The following is a 17,717-nucleotide window of genomic DNA, read 5'->3' on the forward strand; positions in this document are numbered from 1 at the left end:
GCTTCGCGTCCGCATTCGCTCGGCCTTTCTCGCTTCTTCTCCGCTCTCCGCCCCCTAGCTTCCGAGGCATTTATTCAGAATAGCGGCCCATCCGATTTGAATCACGATCCGCATGAGAAAAATGGCGCGACGATGGAGCCGATTTCCCGAGTCCTGGGATGGCAAGGCTAGCGTACCCGAAAATATCCCGCGGCCACGCAACCCGAAAATATCGGGTTACATCCTTCAAACCAAGCGCCCGCGGCCGCGCAACCCGAAAATAACGGGTTACATCCCTCAAACCAAGTTCCCGCGGCCGCGCAACCCGAAAATAACGGGTTACATCCCTCAAACCAAGTTCGCGTGGCCGCGTAACCCGAAAATATCGGGTTACATCCTTCAAACCAAGCGCCCGCGGCCACGCAACCCGAAAATATCGGGTTACGTCCTGCAAAGCAAGCGCCTGCGGCCACGTAACCCGAAAATATCGGGTTACATCCTGCAAACCAAGCGCCTGCGGCCACGTAACCCGAAAATATCGGGTTACGTCCTGCAAAGCAAGCGCCCGCGGCCACGCAACCCGAAAATATCGGGTTACGTCCTGCAAAGCAAGCGCCCGCGGCCATGTAACCCGAAAATAACGGGTTACATCCCTCAAACCAAGTTCCCGCGGCCACGCAACCCGAAAATATCGGGTTACGTCCTGCAAAGCAAGCGCCTGCGGCCGCGTAACCCGAAAATATCGGGTTACATCCTTCAAACCAAGCGCCCGCGGCCGCGCAACCCGAAAATAACGGGTTACATCCCTCAAATCAAGTTCCCGCGGCCGCGCAACCCGAAAATAACGGGTTACATCCTGCAAACCAAGCGCCGCGCCCAGACTACGCCGTCTTCTCGGAAGAAGGCGACACGTTTTTATCGAAGGTCATACGCAGAACGGAAAAGGCGCGAAGCTTCTCTATTCTGTATGACCAAAAAAAAGCCGCATGGGACGCGGCAAGCGTCTCATGCAGCCTCAGGTTGTTCATCATGCCATCCTTGCCTCTTACGTTCTGGCGAATCGGCGAGTCACCATTCGATCGCGACGGCGACGCCTTGCGGCGAGCCGGCATGCCGGATGAGCGCCGTGCCCGACGCCGCGTCGTAGCGGCATTCGGTGACGGCGCCGTCGGCCGACGCCCGGCGCGGCTCCGCCGGCACGCGGATGCGCGTGCTGACGATCATCCCGGCCGGCGACTCGGAGACGTAGGACAAGCCCTCCGTCCCGATCGCCTCGTCCCGGATGCGGGACGAGCTGAGCAGGATCGCAGGCTCGCCCGGCGCCCGGCCGTCCTCCCGCCAATCCAGATCGTAGAGCAGCGCGTCCTCGCCGGGCGCCAGCGCCACCCGGGACAGCACCGGGAGCTCGGCTTCGAACGCGTCCGCGAACGCGCCTTCCAGCACGACCGGATCCGCCGCGTCCAGCTCATCCAGCGCATGGACGACGACATACGGTCCCCGTTGGATGCGAAGCGCGCGGTGCTCCGCATAATCGGCCGCCTCGCCGCGGATCGCGAGCGCGCTGCGGACGCTGTCCCGCACCGTCTCCGCGCCTTCGGGCGAGCGGGACAGCGCGGCCGGATTCGTCCGCAGCACGAGGACGGCGCCTTCGCCGACCCGGTGCTCGCCTTCCGCCGGCCGCCGTCCGAGACCCAGCGCATCGAACAGGTGGTCGTCCGGCCGCTCGTAGCTCCGCCGTCCCTCGCCCCGGTTCCACCATTCCCGCACGGCGTGGAACGGGTCCGAGCCGTCGCCGGCGTAGATGAGCACGCCGCCCTCCCGTACCCATTGGCCGAGCGCTTGGTGGATGCCCGGATGCTCCGGCTTCATGAACTCGTAGCTGAGCAGCAGCACCCGATAATCGTCCAGGTACCCCGGGAACGTCAGAATATTGTCCAGCTGCACCGGCCGGAGCGGGATGCCCCGCTTCACGAGCGGCAGCGCCAGCCCGTAGAACGCCGACCAGTCGAGCAGCTCCCGCTGCGCCTCGGAGAGCGCGTCGGTCGTCGTCGTGCCGTCGTACTTGAACGCTTCCCGCTCCGCCTCTTCCGGCGTCAAGACGTCGCCCCGCTGATACATGGCGGAGTTGGCCAGCAGCAGGCCGATGCCTGCCGTGCCCGCGTTCTGGGCGGCGGCGGCGCGAGCCGCCTCATCGTGACGGTGCATGTCGCGCAGCACGCTCATCACCGTGAGCAGGACGGTGGCGTAATCGATCGGAATGCCTTCCTTCCCGGTGTCGTCCTCAGTCGGATACCGCCCTTCGAAGACGCGGCGCGGCCAAGGACACACCTCGTACTGCGAGACGCCCGGATGCAGCAGGGAAGCGACGACGGTCGCCCGATAGTTGCGCCTGTAGTCGCTCCAGCTGTATCTCGGGTTATCCTCGATCGGATCGTGCAGAAACCACATCTCCCGCCCGGTCCCCCGCGTCAGCTCCTGCATGATGCCGTATTCGAGATATGCCGTCTCGAACGTCCGCTCGCGGCGGACGCCCGCATAGACGTTCGGCGTGCGCGCGGTTCCCGTCCAGATCTGGGCGATGAAGCCGTCGCAGGCGGGCATGTTCACAAGCATCGCTTCCGGGCTGACGATCCGCCACTGGGTGTAGTTGATCAAGCTGTGTGTCGGCACGTAGAATCGAACGGTCCGGCCGTACGTGACGAGCGAATACTCCTTCATCTGCGCGCAGATCCGGTCGAGCGCGCGATAGTACATCGCCGCCTTCAGCTTGGAAGCCCGGTATTGAGCGTCCGGCGAAAGATGGGGAGGCTGCCATTCCTCCCCGTAATAGTTCCGCCATTCTCGCTTGAACGCCTCCGAATAGCCGCCCGCCGCCCAAAACTCCGGCTCCTCCATATGGATCGCCTCGGCGCCGGCGTCGATCGCCCGCTTGATATGCGTCGCCAAGTACTCCGAGAACGCAACCGTCGGCGCCATATACGGCACGTCGTGCCCGTGCAGGATGTGCTTGCCGTCCCGGTCGGTCTGGGCTTCGTCCCAGTGGTCGCGGCCGTCGAACCGGCCGTAGAGATAGTCCTGATACTCCCCCCAGGCGACTCCCGTCATCAGATGGATCGTATACCCGGCCTTGCGCCAGCCTTCGATCCGTTCGGGGAGATCCTCGGAGATGCCGTAAACCATGACGAAGTCGGTACGCAAATCGTATTTGGATCCATAGGGCCGCGATTCCTGAAATCCGGTCCACTCCGGTGCCGCTTTCGTTATTCGGCTCAACGTTCACCCTCCCTTTGCCTTCGTTCAGACGTCGGCTCTTATCATGGCGATGAATGGGATGGTGATTGGCTCACCATCCCATTCCGATCATCCTCTAAGATTAGAAACCGATATCGTTTCTTTCCGCAGCCTTCTGCGCCACGTATTCCGTCATTTCATCCGCGCCTGCGGCTCTGAACTTGTCTTGAATGTCATGAAGAATCTTCAGCGCTTGATCGTCCGTCTTCGCAAAAAGCGCTTTCTTAAATTCATCGCCGTAATTCAGGCTGCTGGTCGTATCTCTGAATTGCTGGTACTTGGGCCAATCCCATGCCAGGTAGTTGGCGCTCACTTTATCGATGATCTGAATGGGCATTTTGGCCGAATAGCTTCCTTGCATTTTTTCCCGTTTCGTCTTTTCGTCTTCCGACTTGGGCCAGGCGACGTCGTTGGAGAAGCCGCCGATAAAGTTCCCATTGAGATATTTAAGGCCCGCGTCTCTCATCGAATCTGGATCGTTGTCATACTTTTGCTTCACGTCCGGAATCCATTTGGGAACCCCGTTCTCCATCTGATAGTCCTTTCCTTCGATTCCCCAGTAGGCGAGCAGCCGGCCCTCATCGCTGTTGATATAATCCAGGAAGCGCAGCGCCGCATCGGGATTCTTGATCTTCGCGCTCAGGAAAATGACCGGGAAACCGGAACGCCCTGGTTTTTCCACTTGCGTCGCAATTTTCCCGCTCTTATTCTTCATCGGCCCGAGCAATTCGTATTGCATTTCCGGATTCGACTTATAGAGCGTTTTGTCAAGCTGTTCGGCCATGTCCTGAGCGGCGAATACGGCGAGCTTCCCCGTGGCCAGCTTCTCATTGGCCATCGTATCGGTATTGCTGAAGGCTTCGGGGTCGAACAACCCGTTGGAGAGAATCTTTCTCATGTACAACAATTTATCTTCTTCATCTTTAGAGAACATCCAGTACGACAGCTTGCCGTTGCTGTCCTGCCGGTAATCGGAAATCGTGTAGTCGGACCAGCCTTTCAGGAATTGGCCGTAATCCCATCCGTCGTGCATGGTTCCGGCCGGAATGACCGGTTTTCCGCTAATATCCTTGAAATTGCCGTTCTTTATCTTAGCCAACAGGTCGAACACTTTGTCTTCGGTATCGATATCCTCCGGATTGACGTTCAAAGCCTTCAGAATATCTCCGCGGGCGTAGAGGCCGTAATTCCAGTTGTGAATGCTCTCCGGCGTGCCGTCCGGCGTCTGCATCGGGATAACGTAGGTTTTGCCTTGGAAATCGGGGCTGTTCAATTCGAATTCGGCAAAGTCCTTCGCAACGCCGGTCGTCAGAAGCTTCTTCACATTCGGATATTTATCCAGATAAGGCGTCAAATCGAGCAACTGCCCTTCCAAAGCCGCCTTTTTGATGACTTGGCCTTCCCCGCCCGTCGTAGACCAGAATGGCGCGTTGACCATATCCGGTACCGTACCCGAAGCAAAGATCGTGTTCAGTTTCTCCGTCTCGTTGGTCGTAATCGACTCCATCTTCAAAGTCACGCCGGTTACTTCCTTAACGCGCTTGGCGACGGGATTGTTGACCTGGTCTTGCGGGAAGCTCCCCCCGCCTCCGTTCCAGTTGCTCAGGAAGGACACCGTGGCCTGCTCCGGCTTATCCCCGCCCGACGCCGTGCTGCTTGCGCTCGGTTCGGTCTGACCGCTGGGCTTGTTATCCGAATTGCTGCTGCTGCATGCCGTCGCGGCTGATAATAGCAGCGGAACGGCAAGCGTAATGCCCAGGACTCTTTTGAGCTTCTTCTTACTCGGCATTGTTCATAACCCCTTCACTCATTTTTTATATAAAAGGCAATGCCTCTTATATGCTGCTATTCCTTCAGCGAACCCACCAATACCCCTTTGACGAAATACTTCTGAAGAAACGGATAGACGCAGATGATCGGGGTCGTGATGATAATAACAAACGTCATTCTCAGAGCCTCCGGCGTGACGCCGCGCAGCTCCATCTGGGCCTGGTTCATGTTCTGAATGGAGGATCCGCCGTTCGACGACGTCATGGACTGGAAGGACGCTTCGCTGATCATCTTGTTCAGGAACGTGGCGGCAGGCTGGAGCTTCTCGTTCTGAATGAAAAACTGGCCGGTAAACCAATCATTCCAACAGCCGACGCCGACAAACAAGGCAATGGTCGCCATGACCGGCAGCGACAGGGGCAGGATAATTCGCCAGAAAACCGACAGCTCGCCTGCTCCGTCGATCTTGGCCGATTCCGTCAGGCCAGCCGGAATACCGTCGAAGAACGTTTTCATGACAATCGCGTTGAAAAAGTTGTATAACGACGGCAATACCAGCACCCAAAAGGTGTTGATGATATGCAATTGCCTGAACAGAATAAATGTAGGAATGAGTCCGCCGCTAAACAGCGTGGTGAAGAAGAAGAAAAAGACGATGTATTTCCTGCCGGGCAGTCCTTTTCGCGATAGCCCGTAGGCCAGCATCGCCGTCAGCAGCACGGAAAGAACGGTAACGACGACTGTTCGGGCGATGGAGATGAAGAACGAATTCAAGATCAGCGGGTTGTTGAAAGCCTTGCTGTAGTTCTGCAGCGTGAAGACTCTCGGGATAAAGTAGATCCCGCCCTTCATCGCGTCATAGCCGTCGTTGAAGGAAAGAGCCAGGAAATAGAGAAACGGATAGAGTGCCGTCACGCAGAATATGAGCAGCACCGCGTAGTTCAGCGTCGAATAAATGCGATCGGGTAACGACATCCTTCTCACGCCCATACGCACACCTCCTTGGATTCGTTTGCTGTCGTATTACCATAGCGATGTATCGCTAAGCCGTTTCGAGATCTTGTTGACCACGACGATGAGAAGCAGCGAGATCACGGACTTGAACAATCCAATGGCCGTCGAATAGGCGAATTGGCCCTGTTGAATGCCTGTTTTGAGCACGTAAGTGTCCAAGATCTCCGAGACGTTCAAGGTGGCGGGAGTCTGCATGAGATAGATTTGATCGAAACCTGCGTTCAAGATTCCGCTGAGGGAGAAGATAAGTAGAATGGCGATCGTAGGCGTCAGGCAAGGCAGCGTGATTTTGAACAGCGTGCTCCATCGGCCCGCCCCGTCGATCTGCGACGCTTCGTATAAATGGGGATCGATGTTGGTCAACGCGGCCAAATAAATGATGGAGCCCCACCCTACGCCTTTCCAAATATCCGAGATGATGACCAGCGGATAGAACAAGGAGGGGTTGCCCATGAAGAAGATCGAGTCCAGTCCCATATGATTGCGAATATCGTTGATAAGGCCTACGTTAGGGGACAATATTTTTTGGAGCAGCGTGACGACGACGACCCATGAAACGAAGTGGGGCAGGTAAGAAATCGTCTGGAATGCCCGCTTGATCTTTCCTTTTGAGATGGCATTCAGCATTAAGGCCAGAACTAACGGAGCGGGAAATCCAAATAGCAATTTGAGGGCGCTGATGGACAGCGTATTGCGCAGTACGTCATAAAAGCTGGAATCGTTCAAAAATTGCTTGAAATAGCGAAAGCCTTCCCAAGGACTTCCTAGGATCCCCAGATTGTATTTGAAATCTTTGAAAGCGATTAAGATGCCGTACATCGGATAATAAGCAAAGACCAGAAACCAGATCAATGCCGGCAACAGGAACAAATAAATATACCTGAAGCTCCAGATTTTCGAAAGCGACTTGTTCTTTTTGATTCTTTGCGTAAATGGCAAGACTTCTTCGCTTGCCACCATTTCCCTAGCCGCCATCCTTTGTACACCTCCTGCAAATGGTTATACGAAAGCCTAAAAACAGGACATTGAAAAGGCTTACAAACTACAGCAGAATAAGGATCGCTTGGAACGCTTTCAGCCGTCATGCAGTCGCCAATTAACCCTGGTCGATGGTATGGCTGAAAAAGTCGGTCATCTACCATGTATTTACTCAGAACCGCCGTCGGTCTGGACTCCGCGCGTGAACGCGGAGCCGCAAACTCGGGCAGGCTGGTGCTGAAATTATCCGGCATAGCCTTCGCTTACATGATCGGAAATTGAAAGTCTTAGCGTCTTAATCTCGAATGGCGCGAAGCTCAGCGCGATTGCCCGGCCCGCCGGGTGAAGCTGTTCGGTCTTCGCTTCCATCAGATCGGCTTCCCACGCTTGCGCGATGTCGAAGCCGGCATGCAGCGTCGTGCGCAAGCGGGAACCGGCCGTCTCGTACAATCGCACGATCAAATCCTCGCCGTCTTCGGCCCGCTTGACGGCTTCGATCATGACGTTCGGATGATCGGCCTGGAGCAAGGAATAAACGGCATTCGTCCCGCCAGGGCCGGCGGTCTCGCTGCCGGCAGCGGCGGTCGCCGTGCGAAGCGGAACGTTCAACTCGTAGCCGCGCTTGTATACGTCCGCGGCGACGTGATCGCCCGGGTGCGGATAAAGCGAATAGGTGAACGTGTGCTCCGCGCGGTCCGCCTCGGGATCGGGATAGGACGGGCTCCGCAGCAGGTTCAGATCGAGGGTGCCGCCCTCGGCGCGATGGCCGTATTTGCAGTCGTTCAGCAGCGCGACGCCGTAGTCCGGCTCGGACATGTCGATCCATTGGTGGGCGCAGATCTCGTCCTTGGCGTAGTCCCAAGACGTATTGCGATGCGTAGGCCGCCTCAGATAGCCGAACTGAATCTCGCAGCTCGCGCTGTCCGACCGGATGTCCAGCGGGAACGACGTACGGAGCATCTTGTCGTCCTCCCGCCAGTCGACCGTCGTCTCGAAGTCGAGGCGGCGGCTGCCCTGCGTCAAGATCACCCGTTGCGTCAGCTCGGACCGGCCGTACCGGTAGCGGTGGACGAAGCCGGCACGGGGGCCATCCGCGAACGCCGTCGTTTCGATCAGCTCCGGCGCCGCGCTGCCACCCGTCTGGCGGTAGTCCTGGCGGAAGTCCCAGGCATCGCCGCGGTCGTCGTAGACCTGCAGGGCGTTGCCCCGCTGGCCGGGAGCGATCACTTCGCGCCGCGAAGCCTTGTCGCGGATCGAGACGATCGCGCCGTCCTCGCCGAACGCGACGGCGAGCAGCTCGTTCTCGATGATCCGCTCGTCGGCGGAGGCCCGAAGCGCCGTGAAGCCGGCGGCGGCCGCGTCGGTCAACGCGGAAGGTGAAGCTTCGTCCAGCCGCGCGTAGCCCATGGCCGGCACGCTGACGCGCCGCCAGCCGTCCGCCGTGGACAGCCACTCTTCCCGCTCCCACGGGAGGGAGTTGAAGACGAGGACGTCGTCCGCGCCATGCCCCGCATCCCGCCTCCGTCCGGCGATCGTCCCGTATGCCGCTTCGATCATCCCCTCGACCTGTCCGAGCAGCGCCTCGTACCGTTCGAGCGATTCGTCGTACACGCGCTTGATCGACGATCCCGGCAGGATATCGTGGAATTGGTACAGCAGCACTTCCTTCCAGATCTCCTCGAGCGCCTCTGCCGGATAGTCGAAGCCGGCGTGAAGACCGGCGAGCACCGAAGCAAATTCGAGCTCGCGGAGCGCTTTCTCCAGCTTCCGGTTGAAGCGCTTGTTGCGCGCCTGGCTCGTCAGCGTGCCTTGATGCTTCTCCAGATACAGCTCGCCGCGCCAGGACTGATAGCGCTCCGCGCCTTCGGCCAGCCGTTCGAAGAACGCGGCGGACGATTCCTGCACGACCGGGGCGAGTCCGAGCAGGTTCTTCTCCCGCCCGAGCCGCTCCAGATGCTCTTCGCCCGGACCGCCGCCGCCGTCGCCGATGCCGAACAGCATCAGGCAGCGGTCGGATACGTTCTTGTCCGCGTAGCTCTCCTCGGCTTTGGCGATGGAGCGCGGCGCGGCGGGACTGTTGTACGTGTCCTCGGGCGGCATATGCGTCAGCACGCTGGAGCCGTCGATGCCTTCCCAGTGGAACGTATGGTGGGGATGCCGGTTGTACACGCTCCAGCTCAGCTTCTGCGTCATCATATAGTCGACCCCGGACCGCTTAAGAATCTGCGGGAGGCTCGCCGTATAGCCGAACACGTCCGGCATCCACAGCGACTTCATCTCCTGCCCGAACTCCTGTCGGAAGAACCGTTTGCCGTACAGAATCTGCCGGACCAGCGACTCTCCCGTCGGCACGTTCGTGTCCGACTCTACCCACATCGCGCCTTGGGGTTCCCACCGGCCCTCGCTCACGCGTGCCTTCACTTGGTCGTACAGCTTCGGATAACGCGTCTTCATCCATTGGTAGAGCTGCGGTTGACTCGCTCCGAACACGTAGTCGGGATAGCGCTCCAGCATGCGCAGCGCCGTCGAAAACGTGCGCGCGCCCTTGCGGATCGTCTCCCGGATCGGCCACAGCCAAGCGAGGTCGATATGCGCGTGGCCGACCGCGCTGATCGTGAGCGCCGGATCGCCGCCGCGCTTGTCGAGCTGCCCGGCCAGCAGGCGGCGGGCTTCGGCGACGCGTTCGTCGCTAGGCTCCGTCAGCAGCAGCGAGACGTCGTACAGCGCCTGGTAGATCTGCGCTTGGCGCGCCGTGCCGGCCGCCATCTTCTCCGCGGTCTCGAGCAGCACCTCCGCGTCATAGTACAATTGCCGGACCTCTTCGCGGCAGATCGCGATGCAGGCTTCCTTCAGCGTGCCGCTGCGGTAGTGGCCGAACAGATCGTTGCAGCCCGCATCGCCCCATAGGTCGATCGTCTCGTCGCCGGTCGAGGACGCGCTCACGTCTACGACCCGCTTGCCCGGCAATCCGAGCGAGAAGTCGAACTCGGAGTTGATATTTGTCAGTCCCTGCGCCGGCGTGCCTTCGTCGTCGACGAGGCACACCTCGCCGTTCACGTCGATCAGCAGCACGACTTTGGCGCCGATAGCCCGGGCCGGAACCTGGCCCCGGAATCGGAACCAAGCGCAGTCCCACAGCTCGCCCCAGCGATCGCCGGGCTTCAGCGCGATCTCGCGTCCCGAGGTCCGTTCCGCATAGGGTACGGGCTCAGGCGTCACCCAGGCCGTCACGCTCAGATCCGCAAGGGGGATGTAGATGTGTTCGTTCAACCGGTCCAGCATAGATCGCAGTTGTTCCGGTCTCACCGTCTCATAGGGCATGGTCCCACTCCTTCGTCTAACGCATGATCCAGGCGTATGTTCGCGCACAGGCGCGGTTGCGATCGCGAGCTGCCGGTGGCCGCCCGACCTTTCCAAAGTTCGGCGGATCGGCAGTTCCATCGCGTCAAAAGTATATCTTCACGATTAATATAATATATATATTTTATATAATCAATATTTACTTTCGTGAAAAATTTCCATGAAATTTGTCAAACGGAAGAAAATCGGACCGGAAATTGCCGTTTGTTGCGTTGCGCGGGCAATGCCGCAACCATGGGATTGTTAGGTCTTCGAGAGATGCGAGATTGCCGGTCCGGCGCTTCCGAAGGGCAAGCCTGCCCGAAAGGTAAGCTGGAAGGGCAAGCCGGAATACAGAAAGAGGACGGAGTCCGTTGGGTAGAATGTCGAGCGGATGGATATGTCGGGCGGGTGGATATCAGGTACATGGGATGCCGGGCGGATGGACGATCAGGCAGGTGAATACGAGAGGCGGGCGTTTACAGGGGGGAATATCCGAGCAGGTGGAATGTCGGGCGGATGGATATCAGGTACATGGGATGCCGGGCTGGTGGATTACCGAGTGGTTGGATTACCGAGTGGGTGGGAACGGTGAAAACGAAAGAGGCCTCTCCGTCGCCATCTGGCTTCGGGAAGGCCTCCTCGCTTGCGCATCGTCGAGTTGCGCGTTATTCCTTCGGTGCGGTGCGGCAGGGGCCGGTCGTCTGACGGACGACCAGCTCCGGCTTGATCAACGTCTTGCTGTAGTTCCCTCCGCGGCCCGAGCCGCTGCGGACGATCTCGACCAGCTTGCTCGCTGCCTTGTAGCCGATGTCGTGCTCGAACTGCTTGATGTGCGTGAAGATGCTGAACTCCTCCACGATCGAGGTCGGATCGTCGAAGCTGACGATGGACAGATCGTCCGGCACGTCGAATCCGGCTTTGCGCGCCATCTGGTAGATCTGCACGCCGAGCCGGCCGTTCAGCGTGATGTAGGCCGTCGCCATCCGGTTGCGGATATACCGGAACAGCGGATGGGAATCCGCGTCCTTCAGGCTGTCCACGCGGAAGTCCGTGATGATGTGCGCGGGATTGATGAGCGCGCCCTTGTCCTTCAGCGCCTTCATGTACCCGTCGATCCGCTCCTGCACGGTGACCGTCTGCAGCGGCGAGTCGGAGCAGATGGCGATCTCCCGGTGGCCGAGCTGCCACAGGTGATCGACGGCGAGCGCCGTGCCCATCCGGCCGTCGGCCGCCATGTAGTGCGTCTCCACGCCGGGCAGATAACGGTCGATCAAGATAAACGGATAACCCTCCAGCTTCATTGCGAGGATATCTTCGTTGTACCGTTCTTCATCCATCGGGAAGATCAGCATGCCTTCCGCGCCGATCTCCCGCAGCGTCCGGATCGCCTCGATCTCGAGCTGCGTATGATTGCTTGACAGCAGGATGACCGCGCGATAGCCTTGATCCAGCAGACTGCGCTGGATCCCCTCGATGAGCCGCGCCGCGAAATAGTCGTCGATCGAAGGTATGACGAGGCCGATAATGCCCGTCTTCGCCCCTGCATGCCCGCGCTCCTCGAGACGCGCCGCGGGGCCATGGACGGAGTCGGGCGCGGACTCCCGCTCGGCGACGTCGCTCACGAAGCTGCCCCTGCCCGGCACCCGGGTGATAACCTTGTCGTTGGCGAGGCCGGACAGCGCGTTGACGACGGTAATCTTGCTCACGTTGAAGCGTTCCATCAGCTCTTTGTCGGTCGGTATGCGTTCTCCGCTCTTTAACCCTTCGGATTCGATCAGCGCCTTGATGTAATCCTGGATCTGCTGATAGAGCGGGATACGATCGGTTGTGTTCATCTTCATCTCCATTGCCCCATTGACATATATATATAATATATATGGCGAATGAAATTCATGCAATCCCATCCGCCGTCTCGGGTATGCGCAAAGCCCTAGCCTCGGACGCCCGCCTCCGCCTTTCTGCCTAAACAATCGCCTTATCGGCCTGCGCTGCAAATCGAGTAAAAGGAAGTGTCGCCGATGGTTCGCAAATACAGGGAACGCATACTGGAAGTGTACCCCGATCTGTCCATTGCGAAATGTCAACCGATCGACACCGGACAAAATAACGATGTGCTGGTGATCAATCAATCGCTCGTTTTTCGATTCCCGAAATATAAAGTCGGCATCGCCCATTTGCAAAAAGAAACGAAAATTCTGGAATACGTCCAACCGCTCCGTTCCCTTCCGATTCCAAATCCGATCTATCGGTCTTTTGACCCATTGGAAGTAGGAAAAGTATTTACCGGTTATCGTTTCCTTCCAGGCACTCCATTATGGGAAGAAAGTTTAACCCGAATCGAGAATGACGATGTCGTCCAAGGATTGGCTTCGCAGCTCGCGGCTTTTCTTCTCGATCTTCATTCGATCTCTACGGATAGCTCGGACGGGTTTCCGCATCTGGAAGATTCGGATCCGCGGGAAGAAATGTACCAATTGTATCATGGCATACAAACCAAGCTTTTTCCATTCATGAGGAAGGAAGCGCAAGAGGAAGTATCCGTTTCCTTCGAGACTTTCTTAAATCGCGACTCTAGTCCGACCTTCCGACCAGCGCTCATTCACGGAGATTTCGGGGCATCTAATATTTTGTGGGAACCCGAGACTTGCCGCATTTCGGGCATCGTCGATTTTGGCGGTTCCGGTCTAGGAGACCCGGCGTACGATTTCGCGGGATTGTGGGCGAGTTATGGCGAAGCTTTTTTAGACAGGTGCGTCAGCTTATACCCCGACGGGAATGAGATTGCGGACCGGGCTAGATTCTACAGAAGCACATTCGCCTTGCAGGAAGCTTTGCACGGGTTCGACAACGGAGATAAGCAAGCCTTTGAGAACGGAATTCAAGCTTACAGATAGAAAATCGCTTGTGCCGCGAAAATCTACATATACGATGATAAGCCACAAAGCGGCCATAACGTGAAAAGTGACGTACTGGGTACGTCACTTTGGCCTGGATGTAGCAAAGACGCGCGATGTGACGTACTGGGTACGATACTTTAGCCTTGCTGCGGCGAAGACGCGCGATGTGACGTACTGGGTACGTCACTTTGGCCTTGACGCAGCGAAGACGCGCGATGTGACGTACTGGGTACGTCACTTTGGCCTTGATGCGGCGAAGACGCGCGATGTGACGTACTGGGTACGTCACTTTGGCCTTGATGCGGCGAAGACGCGCGATGTGACGTACTGGGTACGTCACTTTGGCTTTGCTGCGGCGAAGACGCGTGATGTGACGTACTGGGTACGTCACTTTGGCCTTGATGCGGCGAAGACGCGCGATGTGACGTACTGGATACGTTACTTTAGCCTTGATGAGGCGAAGACGCGCGATGTGACGTACTGGGTACGTCACTTTGGCCTTGCTGCGGCGAGTACACGCCAAGAAGTTGTCCCACAGGTTTTAAACCTTCTGAGACAACTTCTCATGCGTCATTTTCCGAAGCAGCCCGCCCCCGTCTCCCCGGACGCCGGACGCTCCTCGCGCCGAATGCTCCGGCGGCCTAATCGAACGATGACAGCCGCTCCTCGTCCGCCATGCTCTGCACCTCGTCGGCGCCGATCGCGATGTACCGGTAGCCTTCCTCGTCGGCCAGCTTCAACGCGCGTTCCTTGACGAACTTCGGACTGGCTTCGCCCATCTCCTCGTCGTAGAACAAAAGGATACCGTCCGTCTTGCGGAACAGCAGCTCGTCCCGCGCTTTGAATTGCCAGGCGCCCTCGTAAGGCCGGTTGCTCACCGCGCCGTAATAATCGGCATCCTTCAGGATGTTCCGGTAATAGTTCTGTTTGTCTTCCTTCCACTTCTCTTCCGGATTGGCGTAAGCCGTCACGATGCCCAGCTTCAGCTGCGGGAAGCGCTCCCGCTTCAGATCGATGACGGTCTCGCACGCCCATAGGTCGACGCCGAACTGGCCGGGCGTGAGCACCCATTCCAGCCCCTCCTCCGCCAACGGCGCGAGACGGCCGGCGATCGCCCGCTTGATATAGACGATGGCCTTGTTCTTCTGGTCGAAGATATTCAGCTCGTTCATCCGGTAGCCCGTCACCAGCAGATTTTTCACGCGGATCGTCCCCCTTGCTACTACCATCATAGGACGAATTCGGGTCCGCGCCAACCCGCGAGGCTAATTTCCTTTCCAACTATAGAGCGGCTGCCACCCCAACTTCTCCTTGGCCAGCCGGTTGCTGACGACGGCCGTGCGTCCGGTAAGCCGCGTCTTGCGCGCCTGAACGTCCGGATAGCAGATCCGCAGCAGATCCTCCGTGTCCAGCTCGCTCAGCGTATCGTCGCTCGTCACGTTCAGCGAGACGGCGCCGAGCCCCTCCGCCTCCAAGGCGGCCACCGTCGCGCGCGCCGCGTCGCGGATATCGATGTAGCTCCACATCGATTTCTCGTACCGGTTCGGATTGACGGCATCCATCCGCGCGAACTCCTGCTGCGTCATGATCGTCGAATAGCGCATCGAGACGACCTGCATACCCGTTCGGCGGTGGAACATCTCCCCCGTGAGCTCGTTCACGACCTTCGAGAGGCCGTAGCATTCGGCCGGCCGCTGCGGATGCTCTTCGTCGATCGGGAAGTAGTCCGGCGAGAGGGGCGCAGGCGACCAGGCGAATCCGTAGGAGGACTCGCTCGATCCGGATACGACCTTGCGGATGCCAAGCTGCGAGGCTGCCTCTAGAATATGGTAGGTTGAGAGCGCGTTGTTCGCGAAAATGGCAGCATAGGGAAAACCGTTGGGCGACGGGATGGCGGCCAGATGCACGACCGCATCGGCGTCCTGAAGCGCGCCGGCGACTTGCCCGAAGTCGCTTAGGTCGACCTGGAGCTGCCTGCACGGCAGATCCGCCCTTCGCTGATCCAGCGATACGACTTGGTACTGACGGTCCAGCAGCGCCGCGACGACTTGCCTGCCGAGCTTGCCGCTGCCGCCGGTAACCGCGATCGTCTTCATGCCGATAGCCCCCTTCAAGAAATGTGGTCCCGAAGACGCTTCGAAACAACTCCGGTACGTCTCCAATACGTCTTCAATCCGTCTCGATTATGGCCGCACTAGCGTGCCGTCCGCCTTGCGGTCGAGCGAATACGGATTGTGATAGACGGTGCGGCTCCAGCCGTCCCCGAGCAGGGAGGCTGCCTGCGCTTCGTCGATATCGATGCCGAGACCCGGCTTATCCGAGGTATACAAGTAGCCGCCCCTGCGTTCGATATGCCCGGGAAAGACCGCCTTCTCTTCCGGTCGGAAATGGTTGATCTCCTGGATGCCGAAGTTCCAGACCGCCATGTCGAGATGGACGGCGGCGGCTTGGTTGACGGGATCGTTCTCCCCGCCTTCCTGCCAGGCGGTCCGCACGCCGAACGCTTCGCACAACGTCGCGATCTTGCGGCCGGCGCTGATGCCCCCCGCCTTGGATACGCGTACGCGGATGAAGTCGATGAGCCGTTCGGTAACGAGCGGCGTCCATTCCTGCGGGTTCGCGAACAGCTCGCCGATCGCCTGCGGCGTCGTGCTCGCCTGACGCAGCTGGCGGTACCAGCCGGTCTGCTCCGGCGGCAGCGCGTCCTCCAGGAAGAACAAGCCGTAGGGTTCGAGCCGCTTGGCCAGCTGGATCGCCAGGATCGGCGATAGATGCTCGTGCACGTCGTGCGTGAACTGAACGCCGGAGCCGAACGTCAGCCGCAGCTGCTCGAACATCTCAGGGATCGCGTTCAGATAGGCGCGCTCGTCGAATACGGCGTCCGTCTGCCAAGCGTTGTCCGGCAGCTTCGCCTGGTCGCCCGGGACGAATCCGCCCCCGCCGTACCCGCCGAGTTGGGCGCGTACGACCGTATACCCTTCTTCCAGGTAGCGGTGCACCTCTTCCTTGAGCTGCGCGATATCCGATCCGCCTGCATGACCGTAGCAGGCGACCGCGGAGCGGCATGCGCCGCCGAGCAATTGATAGACGGGCAGGCCGGCCTCTTTGCCCTTGATATCCCACAGCGCCATGTCGATGCCGCCGATCGCCGTCTGCAGCAGCGCCCCGTTGCGCCAGTAGCCGCTCGTATACATCGTCTGCCACAGATCCTCGATGTTGGCCGCGTCCCGTCCGACGATGCGCGGGGCGAGCAACTGCTCGACGATCTGCACGACCGCTTCCGGATTGTAGATGTCCGACGCGGAGCCGATGCCGTACAGTCCGTCCTGGTCCGTCAATACCTTTACGATGGTCCAACTGCCGTTCTTGCGGGTGCGGATGCATCGAACGCCCGTAATCTTGGCCATGTCGTCCTCTCCTCCTTAAAGATACCGCTTCAGATATCGATAGCTGATCGCCAGACTCTCGAACGGATCGCGCCTGCACTCGTCCTGCTCCACGACGTACCACTTCACCCCGGTCTCCCGGCAGGCGGCGACGATCGCGTCGTGATCGAGATTGCCTTCCCCGATCTCCGCCGTGACGGCCCGGTCGCGCACGATCGCCATGTCCTTCAAGTGGACGACGTCCATTCGCCCCTTTACCCGCCGGATCCAGTCGATCGGGTTGGCTCCGCCCGCCTGCACCCAGAACAAGTCCAGCTCGAAGCCGAACGACTCCGGATCCGTCTCCTGGAATAGGATGTCCAGTCCCGTCCGGCCGCCGGCGAAGCGCTCGAATTCGAACCGATGGTTGTGGTAGATGAACGTGAGTCCCTGTTCTTGCAGGCGCTTCGCGATCTCTCCGGCCTCGCGCGCGAAGGCCGCATAACCGGCTTCGCCTTCGCGGTAGGATTCGGGCAGCGCGCCGACGCCGACGTAGTCGCAGCCCCACAGCCGGTGCGTCGCGACGACGTCCTCAAGCTCCTCCACCAGACGCGCGTAGGGCACGTGCGTGGCGCAGATGCGCAGGCTGAATTCGTCGGCGAGCGCCTTGACCTTGCCGGGGCCGATCGGACCGATGGCAGATACCTGTACCGCCTCATATCCGATATTGCGGAGATTGCGGAACGTATTCTGCAGATCTTCCTCGTTCTGCGTGTAATCCCGGACGGTGTACAATTGCGCCGCGATGCTTGACCGATCCAAACCCTTCCCTCCTTATCCCGATGTCCTCCCCATTCTAATCCAATCCGCCGGTCCGCCAAAGGGGACATCTATAAACTTTACGTTCCGGGATTGGCGGATTGAACCGAAGACGGGATTCAGGCGGGGGGAGGTTTGGTTGCGGTTTGCGGGTGGCTATAGCGATACTTTTTATCGTTACAGCGATGGCCGGCGGTTTGCGGTTTGCTGTAGCGATACTTTTTATCGTTACGGCAACCGTCGGCGGCTTGCGGGGTGCTGT

At 59.1% G+C, this 17,717-nt stretch carries 12 protein-coding genes; 2 read left to right on the forward strand and 10 right to left on the reverse strand.

The window, feature by feature from the left end:
• Positions 1-112: 112 nt before the first annotated feature.
• Entirely contained in the window at positions 113-1,126 is a 1,014-nt protein-coding gene (locus tag H7C19_RS34535; protein ID WP_221469618.1) for a hypothetical protein, read from the forward strand.
• Here H7C19_RS34535 and H7C19_RS33665 read toward each other — a convergent pair.
• The 6 genes from H7C19_RS33665 to H7C19_RS33690 all read right to left on the reverse strand — a co-directional run bounded on the left by H7C19_RS33665 (position 1,048) and on the right by H7C19_RS33690 (position 12,209).
• Positions 1,048-3,252 carry a hypothetical protein gene (locus H7C19_RS33665; RefSeq protein WP_221469619.1) on the reverse strand — a complete coding sequence of 735 codons (2,205 nt, stop codon included), beginning with the start codon at positions 3,250-3,252 and terminating at the stop codon, positions 1,048-1,050. The two genes, H7C19_RS34535 and H7C19_RS33665, sit on opposite strands and share 79 nt — an antisense overlap.
• A 100-nt stretch (positions 3,253-3,352) precedes the next feature.
• Positions 3,353-5,059, reverse strand: coding sequence for a type 2 periplasmic-binding domain-containing protein (locus H7C19_RS33670; RefSeq protein ID WP_221469620.1), 1,707 nt, complete (start codon positions 5,057-5,059; stop codon positions 3,353-3,355).
• Between the two features lie 56 nt (positions 5,060-5,115).
• Positions 5,116-6,015 (reverse strand): carbohydrate ABC transporter permease, encoded by a 900-nt coding sequence (locus tag H7C19_RS33675; RefSeq protein WP_246470197.1) that lies wholly within the window; start codon positions 6,013-6,015, stop codon positions 5,116-5,118.
• 48 nt (positions 6,016-6,063) lie between these two features.
• Positions 6,064-7,029, reverse strand: coding sequence for an ABC transporter permease (locus tag H7C19_RS33680; protein ID WP_246470198.1), 966 nt, complete (start codon positions 7,027-7,029; stop codon positions 6,064-6,066).
• Between the two features lie 246 nt (positions 7,030-7,275).
• Positions 7,276-10,314, reverse strand: coding sequence for an alpha-mannosidase (locus H7C19_RS33685; RefSeq protein WP_246470199.1), 3,039 nt, complete (start codon positions 10,312-10,314; stop codon positions 7,276-7,278).
• Positions 10,315-11,039: 725 nt separating this feature from the next.
• A complete protein-coding gene (locus H7C19_RS33690) occupies positions 11,040-12,209 on the reverse strand; it encodes a GntR family transcriptional regulator (protein ID WP_185673468.1) in 1,170 nt (389 codons plus the stop codon).
• A gap of 183 nt (positions 12,210-12,392) precedes the next feature.
• Here H7C19_RS33690 and H7C19_RS33695 point away from each other — a divergent pair, with 183 nt between their 5' ends.
• Positions 12,393-13,268 (forward strand): phosphotransferase family protein, encoded by an 876-nt coding sequence (locus tag H7C19_RS33695; RefSeq protein ID WP_185673469.1) that lies wholly within the window; start codon positions 12,393-12,395, stop codon positions 13,266-13,268.
• 644 nt (positions 13,269-13,912) lie between these two features.
• Here H7C19_RS33695 and H7C19_RS33700 read toward each other — a convergent pair.
• From H7C19_RS33700 to H7C19_RS33715, 4 genes are all read right to left on the reverse strand, one after another.
• Positions 13,913-14,473, reverse strand: coding sequence for an SLOG family protein (locus tag H7C19_RS33700; protein WP_185673470.1), 561 nt, complete (start codon positions 14,471-14,473; stop codon positions 13,913-13,915).
• A 63-nt stretch (positions 14,474-14,536) separates the two neighbouring features.
• Positions 14,537-15,367: an NAD-dependent epimerase/dehydratase family protein gene (locus H7C19_RS33705; RefSeq protein ID WP_185673471.1), complete on the reverse strand. Its 831-nt coding sequence runs from the start codon at positions 15,365-15,367 to the stop codon at positions 14,537-14,539.
• Between the two features lie 87 nt (positions 15,368-15,454).
• Positions 15,455-16,678: an enolase C-terminal domain-like protein gene (locus H7C19_RS33710; RefSeq protein ID WP_185673472.1), complete on the reverse strand. Its 1,224-nt coding sequence runs from the start codon at positions 16,676-16,678 to the stop codon at positions 15,455-15,457.
• A 15-nt stretch (positions 16,679-16,693) separates the two neighbouring features.
• The gene (locus H7C19_RS33715; protein WP_185673473.1) at positions 16,694-17,458 is read right to left on the reverse strand and encodes a sugar phosphate isomerase/epimerase family protein; all 765 of its coding nucleotides are present in this window, start codon (positions 17,456-17,458) and stop codon (positions 16,694-16,696) included.
• Positions 17,459-17,717 lie beyond the last annotated feature (259 nt).

Origin of the sequence: Cohnella nanjingensis (assembly GCF_014212125.1) — a bacterium.
Lineage (GTDB): Bacteria > Bacillota > Bacilli > Paenibacillales > Paenibacillaceae > Cohnella > Cohnella nanjingensis.